Here is a 19,427-nt window from a genome sequence, read left to right as displayed (position 1 = left end):
CCCGCCCCCCCCCCCCCCCCACCCCGGGGTGGCCCGGGCCCGCTCCCACGGGGGGGGGGGGGGGGGCGGGGCGCCACCCCCCCCCCCCCCCGCCCCCGCCCCCCGCCCCCCGCCGCCCCCCCGGGGCCCGGTCCGTGCGTGCGGCTCACGCGGCCAGAAGCTGGGTGTCCAGGTCGCTCTGGGCGTTGAAGATGGTGCGCTCGGTGTCGACGATCGGGCGACGGCCGTGCATGACACGGGTGTTGTCGATCAGGGCGACGTCGCCGTCGGCCCAGTCAAGCTCCTCGGTCTGTTCCTCGGTGACCTTCGCCAGTTCCGTCAGGACGGCCTCCGGGAGGTCGGTCCCGTCCGGGAAGGTGATGCGGGGCTTCTCGTAGTGGTTGGAGGGGCCCAGGATGCTGTTGGCGAAGGCGGGACGGGGCCCGAAGAGCGTGGCGTGGACGGCGGGTATGCGGTAGGCGTAGCGGATGGCGCCGTCGTCCAGGGGATCGATGACGGTCTCGCCGTCACCCTGCGCCAGCTCGCGCAGCTGCTCGACGGTGACCGAAGCGGCGTCATCGGTGCCCAGGTGGAAGGCGGCGAACCCCTTCCACTTGGCCTCTTCCACCCGCCGGGTGTACACGATGTCCCGGGCGTCGAAGAGGGCGCGGGTCTGCGGGCTCAGCGCGTCCCAGACCCGGTAGCCGTCGCACACCGTGGTCTGCGAGCCGGCCGAAGCGGCCTTCTGGCAGTAGAACCAGGTGATGGTCGGCGCGAACGGACTGTTGCCGTTCTCCAGGTGCAGGCCCACCGAGTCGTATCCGGCGTCCACCTTCTGGGCGGTGGTGCCACCGTGGAAGGAGCGGGCCGGGTCGAGGGTGACGCGCTCGGAGTGCGCCTCGACGAAGGCGGAGAACGCCTCCAGGCCCGCGTCGTAGCCCCGGAACAGCAGGAACCCGGCCCGGCCCAGGGCGCGTACGACCTCCGTGGGTGGCAGTGCGGACAGGTCCGTGCGGCCGTCGCGGGGCTGCACCAGCAGCCCGGTGCCGGAGCCGTACGGGGTGACGACGGCGTTCTCGATCGTCGGGGTGTGCTCGGTCATGGCTGGTCTCTCCTCCTACACATGGGGATCGTCAGGTGAGGCGTCAGGCGAGGCGGCCCGTCGTCACCGCTTGCTGGATCACGGCGCGGCGCGGCCGGCCGGTCACCGTGAAGTACTCGGCGTGCAGGGCCTCGTCGGCCGGCAGCAGATGCGCCACCTCGACCCGCTCGACCTGCGACAGGCGGGCGCGGGCGACGCTGTCGAGCCGGTCCCGCACGGCATCGGCGTCGGCCGCCGGGTCGAGCAGGAACAGACCGTGCAGCGCGGGCAGGCCGTCACCCACCACGGCCACCGCCCGGATACCGGGCACCGTGCGGTACTGGGCCTCGACCCACTCCGGCGCCACGTTGCGGCCGGCCGCGGTGATGATGACGCTCTTCTTGCGGCCCTTGATACGCAGGTAGCCGTCCTCGATCTCGGCGAGGTCTCCGGTGTGCAGCCAGCCGTCCGCGTCCACCTCGCAGCCGGAGGGGTCACCGCCCTTGTAGCCGGCGAACAACGAGCTGCTGCGGACGAGCAGTTCACCGTCCGCGGCGGTGGTGACACGGACATGGGCGAGCGGCCGGCCGACGGTGCCGATCCGCCGCGCGGCCGGGGTGTTCCAGCTCACCACGGAGCTGTTCTCGCTCAGCCCGTACCCCTCGTACACGGCGATGCCGTAGCCGTCCAGCTTCTCCAGGGTGCGCGGATCGACCGGCGCGCCGCCGCAGCACACCAGGGGCGCCTCGGGGGAGCCGAACAGCTCATCGGCGGGGGAGCGGCCGGCTGCCTGGGCGGCAGCGGCACGGGCCGCCAACGACTCCGCCAGCGCGGGGGTGGCCACCAGAGCCGTCGGCCGGGCCGCCGCCAGATACGGCAGAACGGCCTCGGGGGCGAACGAGGAGGTGCCGACGAGGGGAACGTCGGGCGGCAGCAGGACGACCGTGCCGCCGTCGCACACCACCAGGTAGATCCCGGTGACCTGCTCGATGAGCAGGCTGAACGGCACCAGCGAGAGATAGCGGCGGTAGGCGTACGCGGGCATGGCGTCGCGCAGCGAGGTCAGCAGGGCGTCCAGGCCGGCCGCGCGGATGCAGACGCCCTTGGGCCGCGAGGTGGTGCCCGAGGTGTGGATGACCTTGCAGATACGGTCCGGCTCGGGCGGGCTGCCGCCGGGCAGCGGCCCGGCGGCGATGAGCCGGCCGATGTCCACCACCTCCAGCGCGGCGGCCGACGGCAGCACCTGATCACGGCCCCAGGCCGCCAACTGCTCCCGGCCCTCCGCGTCGACCAGGCAGATGTCCACCTCCGCCAGCATCGAGGCGGCCTGTTCGGCGGTGAAGGCCAGCGGCACCGGCACCTGAGCGGCGCCCGCGGCCAGCACGGCGAGGTCGGCGACCACGAACTCCGGGCTGTTGCCCATGACGACGCCGACGTGCAGCTGGCCGGGGTCGGTGGGGTCGCCGTCCGGCCGTGGCCCGCGCCCTGCCACCGGGCGGGCCCGCAGCTCGGCGGCGAGCGCCGACGCCGCCGCGACGCCGTCACGGTAGGACAGCGCGTGGGCCACCGACCCGTCGGCCGCCAGCACCTCGACCAGGGGCCGCGGGTCGTCGGCGAGTGCGGTCAGTGCCTGCTCAAGCGTGCGCACCGGACACCGCCTCGGTCAGCGGGACGGGGGTGCGGACGACGAGGTCCGAGAAGCTGTACCGGCCGGTGGAACTGTTGATCAGCTGGCCGATGTTGTCGAGCGGCACCGCGCCGGTCGTCGGGGTGTGGTCGTAATAGGTGCCCCAGGTGCGGCGTTCACCGGTGTCCATCCAGGCCGGGTCGGCCGGGGCGAGCGGCACGAACGGGACGTGCAGCCGGGACATCAGGTCCCGCACCCGGTCGGTGACGGTCGCCAGAATGAAACGCTTCCCCTGACACCAGGCGATGATCGGCAGCAGCCGGATCAGCTCCTGCCCGGCGCCGCCCGCACCGGCCAGCGGGCCGACCTCCACGACCTCACCGCGCCGTACCGGGTCGGGTGAGACGGCGGTCAGGGCGTCCTCGATCCGCGCCTTCAGATAGTGCTCCGAGAAGAACGTGCCCTGCTCGGCGTTGCTCAGCCCGGCGCACGCGATGACGGGGCCGTCGGCTCTCTCCCGTACGGTGACGAATATGTCGGGTTCCGGCGCGGTCAGCGCCCCGTACATGGCCCGGTAGCTCTCCCGGGCGAAGTCCCGCGCCTCGTGCCACTGGGGCGAGCGGGCGGCGGTGATGGCGATCTCCATGTCTCCCCCTACGGATTACCAGTTCACCTTGAGATTCGAGTGCATGAGCTTGAGGACGAGCGCAGGCGGCAGCCGGTACTGGCGGCGCAGCAGCCAGGTGATCCGCTCCATGAGCCAGGCCGGCCGCCGGTCGAGCCACGCCAGGGACTCGTCGAGCGCCGTCAGGACCCGCTGGATGTCGGCAGGCTCCACCGTCAGCGGCGGGTAGAACCGCAGCACCGGCTGATCCATCTGCTCGTTCAGGGAGTGCCCGAGGTGGATGCCGCGCGCGGCCATCTGCATCGAGATGAGGTTCTCCACCGACGGATTACGGGTCCGCAGCCCGGTCATCAGGCCGATGCCGGGAGCGTCGACGAGGTGCCGAGGGTGCCGGCGCACCGCCTCCCGCAGCCCCTCCCGCAGCGCCTTGCCGACCTGCTCGGCCCGCGCGGGCAGGTCGCGCCTGCGGACCTCGCGGACGGTGGCCGCCGCCGCTGCCATGGCCGCCCCGGACGGCGTGGTGCCCTCCAGCACGCCGGGGTGCCAGTCGGCCGAACGGCGGGCCGCGTCGAGGACGTCGCCGGTCATGGCCGCCACCGCGACCGGCAGGAAGCCCCCGGTGAGCGCCTTCGACAGCAGGATGATGTCGGGCACCACGCCGGAGTGCTCGATGGCGAACAGCTTGCCGGTGCGCCCGAATCCGGTCTGGATCTCGTCCGCCACGAGCAGCGTCCCGCTCTCCCGGCAGGCACGGGCGACATCCGGCAGGAAGTCGGCCGGCGGGACGCGCAGGTAGGCGCCGCCCAGTACGGGTTCGACGAAGACGGCGGCGACGTCCCTGGCGGCCAGCGCGCGGCGCACCGCGTCCGCGTCACCGGGCGGGACGACGACCAGATCCGGGTCGCGGGGCAGAAAGTCGCGGCGGTGCTCCTCCTGGCCGAGCACGGTCAGCGCGCCCAGCGTCTTGCCGTGGTAGCCGCCGTCGACGATGACCACCTTGCGGCGGTCGGGCCGGGCCAGGAACACGGCGCGCAGCGCGGCCTCGGAGACCTCGGCGCCGGAGCAGCCGAGGGTGAACCGGTCCAGCTCCGCCGGGAGCACCTCAATGAGCTGCGTGAACAGATCCGCGGTCGCCGGGTGCACGGCGCCGGGCGGGACGGCAGGCGCCTGCTCCAGCGTCTCCAGGACGGCGGTGCGCACGGCGTCGTTCTGGTGGCCGACGAGGAAGACGCCGTAACTTCCGGCGAAGTCCAGGTAGGCGGAGCCGTCCTCGGCGAACACCTCGCTGCCGCGGGCGTGCGACTCGACCTGACGGGACGTCGCGGCCAGCATCAGTGCGGCAGTGGGGTTCCAGTGGCGGCCGAGCGCGGTGAGCACCCGCTGCCGGTCCCACGTCGCGGCGGTGGTGGCGGTCATGCGGTGGCCTCCTCGGGCCGGTGCGCGGCGACGTCCTTGAGGGCGTCGGCCAGGCGCGCCAGGATCTGGTCGGTGTCCGTCCGCTCCGCGGTGAGCGGCGGCAGCAGGGTGAGCAGGTCGCCGGACGGGGGCCTGGTGAGGACCTCGCGCCGGGCGAGCGCGCCGGCCAGGGCGGCGGCGGTCGCCGCGTCCCGGGCGCGCACCCACAGCAGCGAGCCGTCGGCGTGCAGTTCGCGCACGGTGTCCCCCAAATCCGCCAGGCCGTCCCTCAGCCGGGCCGCGTCGACGGCGAACTCCCGTTGCCTGACGGCCAGTTGGTCGGAGTTGACGGCGCCGAGCACCGCCGATACGGCGGCGGCGGACAGCGGGTTCGCGCCGAACGTGGAGCCGTGCAGGCTGGGATTGCGCCCGCCGTAGACCCGCTGGTAGGCGGCGGCCGTCATGACGGCGGCGCCGACCGGCACCGCGTCCGCGCCGAGCGTCTCGCCCAGCAGCAGCACGTCGGGGAAGATGCCGAGGGCGCCGGTGCCCAGGTCACTGCCCAGGCGGGCGGGACCGGTGAGCCGCTCGTCGAGTACCAGCAGCGCACCGGTGCGGTGGCAGCGCTCGCGCAGCTCCACCCACCAGGAGCGCGGCAGCCGCTCCAGCGGGCGGCCTGGCGCGGCGGGAGCGATGACCACGGCCGCCACCGAGTCGTCAACCCGCTCCAGCAGGCTCTCCGGCGCGTCGGCCGGGACGGTCTCGGGCCGCAGCGGCGCACTGGGCAGGACGGGACGCCCCGACCGCAGGGACTGACCGTGGCTGAGCGTCCCGTAGGACTCGCCCCGGATACCGAGGACGGTGGGCCGGCCGGGATGGGTTCCCTTGGCCAGCTTCAGTGACGAGTCGAGCGCCTCGTTGCCGCTGTTGCACAGGTAACTGACGGACAGCGGCCCCGGGCAGAAGGCGGCCAGGTCGGTGACCGCGCCGGCCAGCGGCCTGCTGATGAGGATGCGGCTGGACAGGGCGGTCCTGCGGGCCTGTTCGGTGAGCGCGGCCCGCACGGCGGGATGGCCGCTGCCGAACCCGCCGCCGGCGGCGTCGAGCCAGACCGTGCCGTCCCTGGCCTCGATCCGGGCGCCGTGCTGACGCTCGATGACCGGTACCGGAAGGCCGGTGGGCGGCTCTTGGATCAGGTGGCGCCGCACCAGGGCGACGGGGTCGGCGACCGCCGTGGCGGGCGCGCTGCGACTGTGGGCTGGAGAGATATCGGCGGGGTTCGCCGTAGCGGATGGGGTCGCGTGATCTGCGGTGTCCGGGAAGGTCATCGTCTCTTTCCGTAGCTGCGGTGCGAACGGCGTCGGCCGGCAAGGCGGGCCTGACTTGGTGCCCGGGTGCGTGCATGCAGGAGAGGGCGAAGCGCAGGTGAAGTGAGAGGGGAGGGACGGCGAAGGCGCGGCGGGGACGCGACGGACACCGTGCGGAACCGATGCGGGACCGCACGGACGGCGCGGCATGGATGGCACAGCCGGTACGTGGCAGACGCGTGCTCCGCCACGGAGCCCCGGAGATGTGACGAGCGGCAGGTCCGCGCGTCAGCCGGTGCTCACCGGGACGACAACGGGGCTACTGTGTCCGCCCCTTGGCTACCGGGGCCCTGGCTCATGAGAAGCGGCAGTCACCATCGGCCGCAGGGCAGCCGGCCGTGGTTGCCGGGCCTTCGACAAGTAGAAAATACGTCGCTCACCGAGTTCCCCCTGACCTCGTTGACAGCCAGAGCCACGATGGTCACTGGCCGATCTGCTGTCACCGTAAGCGCAGCAGAACCCCCGACCATCACGTGAACACGTAGGTGACATCCGGCATCCCGCAAACACGGGGTACCTCCCGTCACACACGCCACTGCAGGGGAATCCGCCCTGCTCGGAGCCGTGCGACCGCGTCCCGAAACCACCGCTCGGCCTCCGCTGACCGCGCGCCGGTGCCCCCGACAGCCTCCCCGTCATGGCTGCCCGGCACATGCCCGGTGCTTCCTCACACCGGCACGTGAGCGCTTTTTGGCCCCGTCCGCGTCACCCGGCGCAGGCAACCTGGCCGTACAAGACGCAGCAGAAAAACAGCAGTGGCAACGCGCAGGCGGACAACTCCCCGCACACACCGCCCCGGAGCGGACGTCTTACACCGACCGCCCGAAGTCCGACAGCAGCCCCGGCACCCCTCCTGCGCGGAAGGCGGCGATCATGCGGTCGGCCGGCGTCTCGCGCCGTTCCAGCCGCGTGAAGAGGGGCGCCAGGAAAGCCTCCTCACCCCGTCCGCGTGCGCGCAGCCCGGACGCCGCGAGTTCGAGCACTCTGCGCACCATGGCGATGGACCGCTCACCCTCGGCGCTCAGACCGTGGGTGCTGGCCCGTAGCCACCACCGGCGCCACTCCTGCCACGGCAGCTCCTTCAACAGCGCCTCGGCGTCATCGAGACGTTCCACGATGCCCAAGGTCAGCGCCGCGGCCACACCTTCTTCCCCCTGCGGAGCCACCCCGCACGTCCGGTTCTCCACATAGCAGTTGACGGCGTGTTCCTCGACGTAATCTCCGATCGTTCCTCGCGTGAGGGCGGCGCGCACCCCGTCGAGATCGGTACGGGAATCGAAGGCGTAGTGCAACTTCGCGGCGGGCCACCCGTATTGATGGATGCGGTCGAGCATGTCCCGGTCGGGCGCGACCTGCACCAGGGTTCCGTCGATCTGCCGAGCCGGCACGGAATCACGGGAGAGAAGAAAATCCTTGAAGGACTTCCCGCCGAGGACTTCGCAGCCACCGCTCTTGAGGTGGGTCAAGAAGTAGATGCGCGAATCCCAGAAGTGCTCGATATAGGCACCCATATCGGAGAAGGGCTCTTCTGGAATTCCGTTCGACGTATACGCAGCTTCCGGCGCCGGCACCCTCATGGACCGCTCGTACCACACCCAGTTCCGCATTTCCTTCCACGGCTGCACGGCCCCGCGGGCGATGGGCGAACAGGCTGTCAGCGCCGTGAAAACCCCCGCGAACCCACTCAGTACGTTGACGGCGCGGACCGCCTCGTCGGGCGTCACGTCAACCGCCGCCTGATGGGAGGCGATGGGGACGAACCAGTGGTGGAAATGCCACCGCCGGGTCAGGAGCACATACCAGTCCTTCCGGGTCTTGCGGGCAGGATCGACCCAGGTGCGGGGCTGCACCCCCGCGCACAGGATCGTGTACCCCATGACGTCCAGCAGACCTTGCAGCATCCGCAGGACATCGCCCGCGGCTTCGACCGCCTGCCCCACCGTCTCCTGAGGAGCCAGCGAGAGCTCGACCGTGCAGACCCCGGTGTCCGTGTTCAGCAGCTCATCGAAGCCCGCCCTCCGCCGGCGCACACCGCTGACGCCCCCCACGACCGTCTCCTCGACCAGGGACCAGGACGTGTCGTACGCGGCCAGCGAGCGCCACAGCCGCTGTGCCCCGTCCCGGTCAAGACCCTTCCCGGTGGCGGTCCCGACCACCGGGAATTCGAGTTCGAGACCGACCCGACGCGGAGACGCGACCATGGCGACACCCTTCACTTCGCAGAAAACGGAGACGGCACTGCGGCACATAATCCAAAGTACTTATCCCTGCTTCCGGAAAGGTGGATACAACGGCAACTACGGCACCCAGCAGACCGCGGTCACCTTCGGCCCCGGCCACCCGGTGCACTTCGACATCCAGGTTCCCGCCGGCACCCTCATCGGCCCGGTTCAGCGCGGCGCCTGAGCCGCCTCGGCGCACCCGGGAGGGCGGCCCGCCTATTTCCCGCAGGCGGTTCCGGGCGAAAGGAGCCCCGTGAGCACCTGCCGCAGCGCCCGTTCGAAGAGGGCTTGCGGGGCTTGTGCGGGGTCCGCTTCGGTCTGATCGGCCATGGCGGACGCGACGTGCGGATGGTCGCCCTGGGCGGCTGCTTCGCTCAGGTAGGCGGCCTGCGCCGTCTGGCGGCTCGCATGCGCGCGGCTTCCCTGGAGTTCGGTCCTGGCGAACTGGGCGACAAGAGCGCTCATCAGCGCGACGACTTCCAGCTTGGTCCGCCCTGCCAGCGGGACGGATGCCATCGCCCGCAGCGCGTATTCCAGGTAGTCCAGACCCTGGGGGCCGAGCCGCAGCGGTTCCGGCGGGACGTCGGACAGCCAGGGATGCCGCAGGTGGACCGTCTTGGCCCGGGTCGCGAGGGCGACCAGGTCCTCGACGGGCTCACCGCGCAGGGGGACGTCGAGGTCGACCTCTCCCGTCGCCGCGTCCGTCATCAGGTCGAGCAGGTCATCGCGGCTGGAGAGGTAGCGGTAGAGCGACGCCTGGCCGGTGCCCAGCGCCTTGGCCACCTGACGCATGGATACCGCCGACAGGCCGTCCCGGTCGGCCAGTTCGACGGCGACGGCGGTCAGCTCCGCGCGGCTGTGCACGGCCGTGGGGCCGCGGGTGCCGCGTCCGGGCCGCGCCCAGACGGACACAGGTTCCTGGGGCAAGTTTCCACCTTCCTCATCCGCTCCCGTGGTGCATCCCTTATCCTAAACTGCGAACGCTGATCGCAGTTTAGGGAGGTTCTTATGTCCTCGTCATCGGCATGCCTGTGGAGCCCGGTCCGCTGGGCCCGGAACGGCGCGGTGCGGCTGGCCTTCGACCGGCTGACCGAAGGGGCCGACGGTGAGCCGCTTCTGATGGCCATGGGGCTGGGCGCCAACCGCCTGTGGTTCCCTGACGGCCTGTGCCGGACGCTGGCCACGCACGGTTTCGCCGTCGCCCGCTACGACCAGCGCGACGGCGGGGAGTCGACCCACCTGCCACCCACCGCCACCCGCAACCCCCTCTCCGCACTGTTCACAAAGCGCGGAGAGGCGTACACGGCCGAGGACATGGCCGATGACGCCGTCGCGGTCATGGACGCCCTGGGGTGGCAGTCGGCGCACCTGCTGGGCGTCTCACTCGGCGGCGCCGTCGCCCAGCGCGTGACGCTGCGGCACCCGGAACGCGTCCGGACGCTCACGACCATGGCCGCCGTTCCCGGAGATGTCGCGGGCCTTCAGGCCATGCGGTACATACGGATGGCAACCCTGGCGAAGTTCGCCCGCCTGAAGTTCCCCGACACCCCCGACGGCTCCATCGCGGCCGGCGTCGCCGTCTCCCGTCTCCTCGCCTCGCCGAACCGCCCCTTCGACGAGCACGCGGCCCGGGAAGCCGCCGAACGCAACGTCGACAACGGCGTACGGGACCAGCAGGCGCAGGGCCGTCAGATCGGCGCCCAGTGGCACGGCCGGCCGATCAGCGCCATCGCCCGGCCCACCCTGGTGCTCCACGGGGCGGACGACCCCCTCATCAAGCCCACAGCGGCGAAGGCGATCGCCTCCCGGATCCCCGACGCACGCCTGGTCCTCCTGCCCCGGGTCGGCCACGAGCTTCCCGAGCCCGCATGGGACAGCGTCGCCGCCGAACTCCGCGGGCTTGCCGACACCACACGCACCAGGAAGGACACGAGCGCCACCACGCCCGCGAAGGACTGAACGGCTCCACGCTCAGGGCAGCAGAGCCGCGGCGAGCTCGCGGGGCCGGGCGGCGAACGGGGTGTGACTGCCCGGGAGGGTGCGCACGGTGAACGGGTTGTCCGGCACGGCCCGGTCGGCTTCCGTGATCATCAGGTCCTGCACGGCCGGCGTCAGCGCCCGGTCGTCCGCGCAGCGCAGGAAGGTCCGAGGTATCCGTCCCCACCGCGCGGAGGTCACCGTGACCGGTGTGGTCGGGGTCGTCAGCGGCAGATCGGTGCTCAGCGCCGAGCGCCAGCGGTCGAAGCGGCCCGGCGGGGTGTCGTGGTAGTGGGTCTGCCGCAGATCCTCGACGTAGGCGGGATCCGGTGAGAGCGGGTTGATCCGTAGGGCACCCAGCTCCTCGGGGTCGCCGAGGTGGAGACTCCGTCCCCGCGCCGTGGCGTTCTCGGGCGAGCCGATGTAGTCGGAGAACCGCGGCCGTCCGGCGGGGACGAAGCCGACAGATAGACGAGGGCGTCGACGAGTTCGGGTGCCCGCTCGGCGGCCAGTGACGCGGGGCCGCCGCCCGCGCTGTGCGCGACGAGCACGACACGGCGGTGACGGCGGACCTGGCGGAGTGTGTCCAGCACGCTCTCGGCGCAGTCGTCCATCGTCACGTTGGCGAGCGGGGACTTCTCGGTCAGCAGGCCCGGCTGCCCTGGCAGGAGGTATCCGCTGGGCAGCAGTGCGTCGAAGCCGTGCCCGGGAAGGTCAACGGCCAGGCCGGCGGCACCGAGTCCGGCGAGCGCGCGCTGCGTCGCCGCCCACTGCCAGGAGCCGTGCCAGGCGCCGTGCACGAAGACGAAGACGGTGTGGGTGGGGGAGAGATCTGTCATGACGGCATTCCACGCGACCCGGCCCCGGCCATCCAGTGAAAGATCTGGCAAGCTGCCCCACGATACTCAGGAGATATCGCCGGGAGGCTGACATGGAGGCGCGGCACCTGCGGTACGCCCTGGCCCTCGCCGAGCACGCACACTTCGGCCGGGCGGCCGGCGCTCTGGGCATCGCGCAGCCTCCGCTGTCCAAGCAGATCGCCGACCTCGAACGCGAGGTGGGCGCCCGGCTGTTCAGCCGCACCCGCCAGGGGGTGTTCCCGACGGCGGCGGGCGCGGCCTTCCTCTCCCGGGCGCGCAGAGCGCTCGACGAGATCACGGCGGCCTCCGTCGACGCCGCCAGGGCCGCACGCGGCGAAACCGGCCGACTGCGCCTGGGCTTCATCGCATCGGCGCTGCTCGAACCCCTGCCGGACGTCCTCGGCCGGTTCGGCCGCGAACGGCCCGACGTGCGGCTGGAACTGCACGAGATGGCGAGCAGCCGCAGCACAGCCACCCTCGTCGCCGGCGAACTGGACGTGGCGATCACCCTCGGCCGGCCACGGGGCGCCGGCGCCGAGCGACTGGTGTCGGTCCCGATCGGACACGACCACCTGGTCGCCGTCGTGAACAGCACGCACCCCTACGCGGGCCAACCGACGGTGGGCGCCGACCAGTTGCGGCACCAGCCCCTGATCGTGGCACCAGGCGAGGACGAGCCCACCGTCATCACCGGCCTGCACACCCTGCTGGGCAAGGACTCCCCGGCCCTCTCCGGAGCCACCGTCGCGAGGGACATCCACACGATCATCGGCCTCGCCGCCTGCGGCGTGGGCGTGGGACTCGGGCCCTCCCGCATGCTGTCGGCCCCACGACGGGGCACCTGGTTCTGCGAGGTGACCCCACGCACGCCCCTGCCCGACCTGGTCCTGTCCTTCGCCGCCCGGGACCGTTCCCCGGTGCTGAACGCCTTCCTCGACACCATCCGCAACAACTGCCCCGACGTCGGCGCCGCACTCGACCACCGGCTCGGCCCACCATCCGCCCCAACGCCCAACAAGACCAGGTGACAGGCCCGTTGAGCGAAGCAGCCGTCGAGCGATCGACATTGCTCCCGGCGGCGCTGCGCGCGGGATCCGGCCGGGCATCGGTACGGGACCGCAACGCACCGGCCGGCGGCGCCGCATACGGGATGCCCCGATACCGCACCACAGCACCATCCACCACACCACGCACCCGCCCCGCAGACGAGGACGACGGCCCGCTACACCTGCACCGCCTCCCGGCAGACAGCCTTCCTAGCCGCCCGGGGACACGAAGGGCGCGGTCGGAGAAGCCAGGGTCTGACTCACCGCCGGCTGGTCCGGCCAGGTGACCGCATACGTCGGATCGGTTCCCCGGCTTACGCGTACAAAGCGCAGCAGCTCGCGGACGATGCCGGCGTTGCCCATCGCCCAGCCGGTGCGGGGTTCGAGGGCGCTCGGGGTCGCCCGGTGGTCGGTGTGCGACCACCGCACGCCGTCGGTGTCCCGGGTCGCGCGGGAGACGAGGTCAGCGACGAGGAGCCGTGCGAAGTGCGGGTGGTCACCCTGCTCGGCGATCCGGTCGCAGGCCAGCGCCAGTACCCCGGCCGTGCCGCAGCACCGTCCGCTGTTGTCCCAGAAGCCGGGACGCAGACGGCGTGGCAGGCCGGAGTGGGTCACGGTGTGCCAGCAGCGATCGGCGAGGGCTTGCCATGCGGGGTCGTCGAGAGCGTCCCGGAGCAGCCGGAAGACTTGTGCGTCGCCGGCCGGGCCGTGACACCAGCCGTAGCTGTAGCGCGCGGTGAGCGCGGGGTGGTCCTGCGGATCGGAGTGGGGGACGAGGAAGCCGACCGGGCCGGCCTCGTCGCGCGCCACGACGTCTGCCGCACCCGCTCGTGCCAGCTCGACCAGGTCGGTGCGACCGCTCGCCCGGCCGACACGGGCCAGCGCGTACACGATGCCGAGCGTGCCGTGCGAGATGTGATGAAACCGTGGAACCCTGCCCGTTTGGACTCCCCAGTGGATGCCTGCCCGGGTCTGCTCGGCCGTGCGCAGGTAGGGCTCAAGCGCGAGGACGGCCAGCTCGGTATCGCCCGCTGCCAGCGCGCCGATGCCGATGCCGGCGTTGCCGCCGATCAGCTCGAACCAGTCGCCCCAGCGCGTCCCGTCGAAACGTGCGCGCACCAGATCCAGAGCCCGGTCCGCGGCGGCAGCGGCATCCGGCGCATCGAGTTCGTCGTGGATCGCCCTTAACGCGAGCGCCATGCCCGCCAGGCCACAGTAGAGGGAGTTGTCCTCCCAGCCGTCGACGGCGGCGGACAGGCTACGAGCGGCGCGCAGGGCGGCCTCGCCGTACCGGTCCTCTCCGAAATGCCGCCACGCTTCCAGCAGGACGGGGACGATACCGGCCGTGCCACTGTAGAGCGAAGGGTCAGGCTCGTCACCGGAAGGCACGGCAGCCCAGGCGATGCCCTTGTCGCCGACCTCCCACGCGCTCCCGAGCAGCCAGCGCAAAGCATCGGCTGCCAACGCTTCAACTTCGTCCACCGCTACATTCGTTGTCTCCGCAGCCGTCATAGCGCTCACTGTGGCACGCGCCATGCTCCATTGGACGAGCGCGAGGCCGAGACCGGAGGCGACCGGGTCCGGTGCGGTGAGCGGATCGGCTGCGTCGCCGCGGATATCCGGCGTGAAGCCGGAGGCCACGCCCGACTGGGAGATGTGCAACCGGCCGGCAGCGCGCGCCCCACGCGTCCGGTCTCGGCGGCAGTCACGAAGCAGCGCAGTCGACGCAGGTCAAGCGCTGATCGCCGACTCCGCGCCCGTACCAGCCGCCTGACCGCGAGCACATACACCGGCCCGAGGGGGATGACCGCGTCGTCCACTTCCAGCCACTCCGAGCACAGCCGACCGATGAACGACCGGTCCGAGAGGTCGTGGTTGTCAGTACACGTCCGCAAGGGCGCTGATGGCGAGCCTGACAGGATCTCTGCTCATGAGTTCCAGCCGATGGGGCACGCACGCAGTCGAGATGACCGCTGACCATGTGATCAAGCGGTTCCCGAGGAAGGGCGGCGGTTGCGCCCAGCGCGAGTGGCGGGCTCTGACTTTGCTGGCCACGTACGCTCCGGGGCTGGCTCCGGAGCCTCGGGAGGCCGACCTCGCAGCTCTCGATCCGGTGGTGGTGATGTCTCGACTTGCCGGTACTCCCTTGCGTGGCACCGCTGTTGAGGGCAAGAAGATCGAAGCCTTGGCCAAGGCAGTGACCACGCTGTATGCGGCCGTGCCGACCGACGTCGTCTGCAAGATCCCACTCAGACCCGGGCATCAAGAGGAGCTTGTCAGCCACCTCGACGAGTGGGCCGTGACGATCCGCCCCCGAGCGGGCGGCCCGGTGAGGCAGGCCATGGACACCGGGTTGGACTGGCTGGCCCGGTCGGGGCTGAGGGCCGGCACTCCGCCGGAGATTCCGCCGGTCTTCGGCCCCGGTGACGGCAACCTCGCGAACTACCTGTGGGACGGCTCCCGCGTCCAGGTCGTCGACTTCGAGGGCTCGGGCCGCAGCGACCGGGCCTTCGAACTGGCGGAAATCACCGAGCACGTGGGCAGTTGGGTGGAGCATCCGCTGGACGTCTCAGCCTTTCTGGAGCAATTCGAGCTCTCCCCGGCGGAGACCGCGCGTCTGCGGGGGAGTCGCCGACTGCTGGCCCTGGTCTGGCTGTTCCTGCTGGCGGGCGAGGCAACAGACCGTCCCAGAAACCCTCCCGGCACCGTGGAACGACAAGCCGACCGGGTGTTGGAGCTGTTGGCCTGATGATGACGTTCGCAGCAGTCCCGGACGCGTTCCATCTCGCAAGTCCTGGCCGAACTGGCCGAACTGGCCGCCCAGAGCCCACCGATCCCGTCGGTGCCTGGTGAGGACGCAGTGTCCACTACAGTGCGGCGTGGGCCGTGACTGGCGCTGAGGTGGAGTACCACCGGGGAGCGGTCTGACGAGAAGTCGATGCCGTGCGCCTGGGCGAGTGGTCAGCAACGCCTGGAGGCAACGATGTTCCCGACTCGGACGGCCCAGCTCATGGACGGCGCCGGCCTCGCCAGACGCATCGTCGAAGAGGCTGCAGTCAAAGCGGCGGAGATGTCACGGCGCACGGGAACCAGTCCCTGCCTGGCGACGGTGTTGGTGGGAGAGGACCCCGCCTCGGCCACGTACGTCCGCATGAAACGGGCCCGCTGCACAAAGGCAGGCATCCAGTCCCGGCACATCGGCCTGCCGGCCACCACCACGACCGCCGAACTGATCGACACCCTCGCTGCGCTGTCCGACGATCCGGAAGTCCACGGCATCCTGCTCCAGCATCCCTGTGGCCCGCACATCGACGAGCGAGCGGCGTTCGAGGCCATTGCCCCGGAGAAGGATGTCGACGGGGTCACGATGCACTCCTTCGCCGCGATGAGCTTCGCGCTGCCGGGCTTCGTGTCCTGCACTCCCGGCGGGATCATGCGGCTGCTGGAGGCGTACGGCGTCGAACTCCCCGGCAAGCACGCCGTCGTGGTAGGGCGCAGCGCGATTCTCGGCAAACCGATGGGGATGCTCCTGCTCGCGAAGGACGCAACGGTGACGTACTGCCACTCGCGCACGGCGGACCTGTCAGCGATCGTCCGGGAAGCGGACGTCGTGGTAGCGGCCGTGGGACGGCCCCGGCTGATCCGGGGCGAAGACATCAAACCCGGCGCGGTGGTGATCGACGCCGGATACAACCCGGGCAACGTCGGCGACGTGGACTTCGACACCGCCCTCACCCGCGCCCGTCTGATCACGCCGGTGCCCGGCGGCGTCGGACCGATGACCATCGCCGTCCTGCTCGCACAGACCGTTGCCGCTGCCGCGAACCAACTCGGAATCCAGCAGCACTGAAGGTTCTCCCGCAGAACGGGAGACGGACCTGTGTCGGACCGGCTGCTCTTCGGGTGACGGCTCGCCGCGCTACGAGCGAGACGGCCAGGGCCGGCTCATCGGCTGGGCACCGTCCGCCGCACGCTCAGTCCCTGCTGCCCGGCTGCGGTTCGTCGTCGCCAGTGTCCGAGATGCGTTGCTCAAGGAGAGCGATTTTGTTGTTGAGCGGGTCGGGCATGTTCGGCCACACATCGACCTTGATGCTCACCTGGACGCGGGGTGCCTTGAACGTGACCGCTTCCGTGGCGCGTTTGATGACGCTCATGACCTCGTCCCACTCACCTTCGATCATGGTGTACATGGAATCCGAACGGTTGGGGAGCCCGGATTCGCGGACGATTTTCACCGCGTCGGCGATGTAGTCGGCGACAACTTCCTCCACGCCCATGGGAGTCAAGGCGAAGGCGACGAGCACCACAGCAGGGATTCCAATCTAGTGATGACGGCCGGACAGCGAGGCCCGGTAGTTGCGGACCACCGGCGATCGGTAGGCGGCGGCGATCCGGAGCAGGTAGCTGATTTCCTCGGTGAGGTCGTGCGCGCCGTCCCCGGTGAGGTTCAGCGTTTGGGCTTCGGGGATCTGGCCGGTGCGGCGGGAGTGCAGGGCCGCGGCGAGCCAGCAGGCGGTGATGTGCGCATCGGCCAAGTGCCCGGGAATGGTGTGGTCGGTGACGTGTCGGCGTATCTGGTCGGCGGTGGCCTCCGTGACGTAGCTGCGTAACACGATCATGGCGTCCCTGATTTCGATCACCCGTCGGTACAGGCGCAGTTGGATCGGGACCGCCGCAGCGCGCAGGCGGCTGCCTGGCGAGAGGACCACATCGGGGGCGGCGGCGGCCAGGTCCCGCCACAGTGGGGCCAGCCTCCGGTGAGACGTGTGGCACCGCAGCAGGGCCTGCACCTGCATCAGGAACGGCAACGCCACACCGGCCGAGATGAACAACGCCTCGGCACCGGTGAGGGGCGAGAACAGCGGGGCGAAGACCGATGAACGGGTGCCGAGGTAGGCGAGCTTGAGCACCCACAGCAAACTGGCCAGAAGGATGCCTGTGCCGAACAGCCGCAATCCGTACCGCAGAGAAGGGCGGATGCTGCCCCGGCGACTGTGCCGCCAGCACACCAGCCCGCACGTGGTGTCCGCGGTCAAGTGGAAGGCGAAGAAGATCCACCAGTAGGCGTCCGGGACGCTGGGGATGTCCGGTGACGGAGCGATCTGGTTGCGGGCGTGCGGGGCCGCGGCGACGTCCAGGAACACCAACACGACCATGACCGCGACAGCGGCGCCGAACACCAAAGCCGTGCGCCGCCGGCGCCTTGCCGCCTGGAGGACGAACCACAGCACTGCGGCGCCGTCGACGATGCTGAACAGATGGGTGGCCAGATCGATCCAGTGGGCGCTGGGAACCAACCGGGCCAGTACCGCGGTCACGGGATCGAGATGCATCGACATGGCCAGCGCGATCATGACGATCGCGAACCACAACGGGCGCTGCTCCCGGCTGCGGATGCCTTGCGGGGCGCGGACGATGACCACCGCCCACAGCGCGATGATCCCGGCGTCCTCTAACCCCGTGAGCACGATGATCCCCGATGGCGGGCTCCACGCAGCCCCATCCCGGATTCCAGCCCGCCCAGCATCCCGGAGAGCAGGGACGGGGCAGGAAGGCGGTCGACGCCCTCCAGAATCAAGCTGGCGATCATCTCCGCCTCCTGCTCCTGCTCGTCGGAATAGCGCGCGCGAGGCAGGGCCTGCCGGACGGAGGCCGGATCCGCAAGGTCGATCCGCCGGTACAGATGCCGTTCCCCCTCCACGGACCGGTGATCGCACACCAGGTGTCCGATCTCGTGCAGGATGATGTGCTCCTGGTGCAAGGGGCTGGTCTGGGCGTCGTAGAGGACGTAATCCTCCTGGTCGGTCGCCAGCCAGAGACCGGACGGCATATTGGGAACCACCGGCGTGGGCAACGGCCGCAGATGCAGGGGACGGTCTCGCTGCGCGGCGAGCCGGGCGCACAGTTCAGGGGCGGAAAAGGGCGTGGGCAGCGGAAGCCCGTCAATCACTCCCTGACATCGACGGCGCAATCGCCTCCAGCGCATGGTGGGCGGCTCTCCGTCGATAACTGGACCGGCAGGGCACATGACCCGGTAGCGACGCCCCTTCATGGTGCCGTCGGGAGATCCAACTCCGCAGCCGTGCCGGGGGAGTGGCAGGCACGGCGCCGGGGCATCGCTGCCAAGGCCGGGGAGGCACTGCGGCCGAGGCGGAAAACATGCGAGAAGTTGCTCGGTAACACCGCAGTCTTCCTCTCTACGAGGGGCTTTGACGACCAACGACCGTTGATCGTAGGCCACCCCACCATCAGCGGATGGAGCAGCTCCGCAAGGCTGGCCGGTTTTGAATGTGTGCCCTCCACCGTTTTCACGGGTTTCGGCCAAGTGTCATCGGCACGGTAAGTGTCCACAAATATCGCTCAGTTGGCCGGAATCTTCCCTCGGCGCAGAGGAAAGGCCAGCCGGAGCACGAGAATGCGAAACGATTTCGGCGTTACAGGACGTAGTGCCGTCTCCCACTTGGCAGTTCGGTCGGCGCGCTGGGGCGAGGGGGTTACGACTGCCATGAGCCGGGGGCGTCGGCAGTGAAGGCTCGGCGTATGAACCGCCGTTGCCAGGGCACCTCGACCGCACGGGGGTGGTAGTTCCGCCGCATCCAGATGACGGCCTCCTCGGGGTCCATACCCTCGAAGACGCACATCACGGACAGCGCCGTACCGGTCCGTCCGACTCCACCCCCACAGCAGACCTCGATGCGTTCGCTCGCGGCGCGCTCATAGGCGAGGCGGAGTTTGCGGATTGCGTCGTCGGGGTCGGCGGGGAGCCAGAAGTCCCGCCAGGGGATCCACATGGACTCCCAGGGCGGCCCGGGTGGCCGGTTACCCGTCAAATGTATGGCGAGCGTGGGTGTCTGTCCCTCCAGCAGGTAATTTCTCCGCCCTCACCTCTCACGCTGCCGTTGGAGTCGGTGCGTTCGACGCCGAGTTCGTGCTCGGCTATCGGCGGTGTCGAAGGTGACCCTGGGGAAGGGACGGTCCTTTGTGTTGCAGGTGTGGGGTGTGGACCGTCCCTGCCTCTGAGCTTCCGTCCCTGCTTCTGAGTTTCCGTCCTGGGTTCCCGGTTGTGCGTTCATCCGGGTTTGTGGCTGTCGGTTGTCGGTTGTCGGTTGTGGGGTGTGGTGGTGGGGGTTAGGCGAGTGTGTGTATGACCTTCAGTGCTTTGTTGATGTCGTGGGGGGTGTTGATGATTCCGGCGGAGAAGCGTGTGTGGGGGGTGTGGTAGGGGGTGGTGCTGGCGATGACGTGGTG

The 19,427-nt window shown here is 70.5% G+C and carries 19 protein-coding genes and 1 riboswitch; of the genes, 5 read left to right on the top strand and 14 right to left on the bottom strand.

Annotated elements, in window-relative coordinates:
* Positions 1-145: 145 nt before the first annotated feature.
* The 6 genes from ACIBK8_RS35360 to ACIBK8_RS35335 all read right to left on the bottom strand — a co-directional run bounded on the left by ACIBK8_RS35360 (position 146) and on the right by ACIBK8_RS35335 (position 8,275).
* On the bottom strand, positions 146-1,081 hold the full coding sequence (locus ACIBK8_RS35360; protein WP_399046742.1) for a TauD/TfdA family dioxygenase: 936 nt from the start codon (positions 1,079-1,081) through the stop codon (positions 146-148).
* Between the two features lie 43 nt (positions 1,082-1,124).
* Positions 1,125-2,708: an AMP-binding protein gene (locus ACIBK8_RS35355; RefSeq protein ID WP_399046740.1), complete on the bottom strand. Its 1,584-nt coding sequence runs from the start codon at positions 2,706-2,708 to the stop codon at positions 1,125-1,127.
* Entirely contained in the window at positions 2,695-3,333 is a 639-nt protein-coding gene (locus tag ACIBK8_RS35350) for a thermostable hemolysin (RefSeq protein ID WP_399046739.1), read from the bottom strand. Before ACIBK8_RS35350 ends, ACIBK8_RS35355 begins: the two co-directional genes overlap by 14 nt.
* A 15-nt stretch (positions 3,334-3,348) precedes the next feature.
* Positions 3,349-4,728, bottom strand: a complete 1,380-nt coding sequence (locus ACIBK8_RS35345; protein ID WP_399046737.1) for an aspartate aminotransferase family protein — start codon at positions 4,726-4,728, stop codon at positions 3,349-3,351.
* Positions 4,725-6,035, bottom strand: coding sequence for an aminotransferase class III-fold pyridoxal phosphate-dependent enzyme (locus ACIBK8_RS35340; protein WP_399046736.1), 1,311 nt, complete (start codon positions 6,033-6,035; stop codon positions 4,725-4,727). The genes ACIBK8_RS35345 and ACIBK8_RS35340 overlap by 4 nt, the downstream gene beginning before the upstream one ends.
* An 848-nt stretch (positions 6,036-6,883) precedes the next feature.
* Positions 6,884-8,275 carry a glutamate-cysteine ligase family protein gene (locus tag ACIBK8_RS35335; RefSeq protein WP_399046735.1) on the bottom strand — a complete coding sequence of 464 codons (1,392 nt, stop codon included), beginning with the start codon at positions 8,273-8,275 and terminating at the stop codon, positions 6,884-6,886.
* On the opposite strand from ACIBK8_RS35335, the gene ACIBK8_RS35330 reads away from it, so the two are divergent.
* Positions 8,274-8,480: a hypothetical protein gene (locus ACIBK8_RS35330; RefSeq protein WP_399046734.1), complete on the top strand. Its 207-nt coding sequence runs from the start codon at positions 8,274-8,276 to the stop codon at positions 8,478-8,480. The genes ACIBK8_RS35335 and ACIBK8_RS35330 overlap by 2 nt on opposite strands.
* A gap of 32 nt (positions 8,481-8,512) precedes the next feature.
* Here ACIBK8_RS35330 and ACIBK8_RS35325 read toward each other — a convergent pair whose 3' ends face one another.
* Positions 8,513-9,223: a TetR/AcrR family transcriptional regulator gene (locus tag ACIBK8_RS35325; RefSeq protein ID WP_399046733.1), complete on the bottom strand. Its 711-nt coding sequence runs from the start codon at positions 9,221-9,223 to the stop codon at positions 8,513-8,515.
* Positions 9,224-9,304: 81 nt separating this feature from the next.
* On the opposite strand from ACIBK8_RS35325, the gene ACIBK8_RS35320 reads away from it, so the two are divergent.
* Complete coding sequence (locus ACIBK8_RS35320; protein WP_399046732.1) at positions 9,305-10,255, top strand: alpha/beta fold hydrolase; 951 nt, start codon at positions 9,305-9,307, stop codon at positions 10,253-10,255.
* A 12-nt stretch (positions 10,256-10,267) separates the two neighbouring features.
* On the opposite strand, the gene ACIBK8_RS35315 is transcribed toward ACIBK8_RS35320, so the two are convergent.
* Complete coding sequence (locus ACIBK8_RS35315; RefSeq protein WP_399046731.1) at positions 10,268-10,474, bottom strand: hypothetical protein; 207 nt, start codon at positions 10,472-10,474, stop codon at positions 10,268-10,270.
* Between the two features lie 41 nt (positions 10,475-10,515).
* Positions 10,516-11,112: an alpha/beta fold hydrolase gene (locus ACIBK8_RS35310; RefSeq protein WP_399046730.1), complete on the bottom strand. Its 597-nt coding sequence runs from the start codon at positions 11,110-11,112 to the stop codon at positions 10,516-10,518.
* 92 nt (positions 11,113-11,204) lie between these two features.
* On the opposite strand from ACIBK8_RS35310, the gene ACIBK8_RS35305 reads away from it, so the two are divergent.
* On the top strand, positions 11,205-12,161 hold the full coding sequence (locus ACIBK8_RS35305; RefSeq protein WP_399046729.1) for a LysR family transcriptional regulator: 957 nt from the start codon (positions 11,205-11,207) through the stop codon (positions 12,159-12,161).
* Between the two features lie 228 nt (positions 12,162-12,389).
* On the opposite strand, the gene ACIBK8_RS35300 is transcribed toward ACIBK8_RS35305, so the two are convergent.
* On the bottom strand, positions 12,390-13,661 hold the full coding sequence (locus ACIBK8_RS35300) for a lanthionine synthetase LanC family protein (protein WP_399046727.1): 1,272 nt from the start codon (positions 13,659-13,661) through the stop codon (positions 12,390-12,392).
* A gap of 448 nt (positions 13,662-14,109) precedes the next feature.
* Here ACIBK8_RS35300 and ACIBK8_RS35295 point away from each other — a divergent pair, with 448 nt between their 5' ends.
* The gene (locus ACIBK8_RS35295) at positions 14,110-14,928 is read left to right on the top strand and encodes a phosphotransferase family protein (protein ID WP_399046725.1); all 819 of its coding nucleotides are present in this window, start codon (positions 14,110-14,112) and stop codon (positions 14,926-14,928) included.
* A gap of 127 nt (positions 14,929-15,055) precedes the next feature.
* A riboswitch (ZMP/ZTP riboswitch) is annotated at positions 15,056-15,141 on the top strand.
* 21 nt (positions 15,142-15,162) lie between these two features.
* Complete coding sequence (locus ACIBK8_RS35290) at positions 15,163-16,029, top strand: bifunctional 5,10-methylenetetrahydrofolate dehydrogenase/5,10-methenyltetrahydrofolate cyclohydrolase (protein ID WP_399046724.1); 867 nt, start codon at positions 15,163-15,165, stop codon at positions 16,027-16,029.
* Between the two features lie 124 nt (positions 16,030-16,153).
* On the opposite strand, the gene ACIBK8_RS35285 is transcribed toward ACIBK8_RS35290, so the two are convergent.
* The 4 genes from ACIBK8_RS35285 to ACIBK8_RS35270 all read right to left on the bottom strand — a co-directional run bounded on the left by ACIBK8_RS35285 (position 16,154) and on the right by ACIBK8_RS35270 (position 18,970).
* Positions 16,154-16,483, bottom strand: a complete 330-nt coding sequence (locus tag ACIBK8_RS35285; protein ID WP_399046745.1) for an MTH1187 family thiamine-binding protein — start codon at positions 16,481-16,483, stop codon at positions 16,154-16,156.
* A gap of 18 nt (positions 16,484-16,501) precedes the next feature.
* A complete protein-coding gene (locus tag ACIBK8_RS35280) occupies positions 16,502-17,647 on the bottom strand; it encodes an MAB_1171c family putative transporter (protein WP_399046722.1) in 1,146 nt (381 codons plus the stop codon).
* On the bottom strand, positions 17,632-18,129 hold the full coding sequence (locus tag ACIBK8_RS35275; RefSeq protein WP_399046721.1) for a hypothetical protein: 498 nt from the start codon (positions 18,127-18,129) through the stop codon (positions 17,632-17,634). The genes ACIBK8_RS35280 and ACIBK8_RS35275 overlap by 16 nt, the downstream gene beginning before the upstream one ends.
* 544 nt (positions 18,130-18,673) lie before the next feature.
* Positions 18,674-18,970, bottom strand: a complete 297-nt coding sequence (locus ACIBK8_RS35270; protein WP_399046720.1) for a protein-tyrosine phosphatase family protein — start codon at positions 18,968-18,970, stop codon at positions 18,674-18,676.
* Positions 18,971-19,427: the final 457 nt, after the last annotated feature.

The sequence above is a fragment of the Streptomyces sp. NPDC050161 genome (assembly GCF_044460025.1).
GTDB lineage: Bacteria > Actinomycetota > Actinomycetes > Streptomycetales > Streptomycetaceae > Streptomyces.
This window is presented reverse-complemented; position numbering and strand designations above follow the sequence as displayed.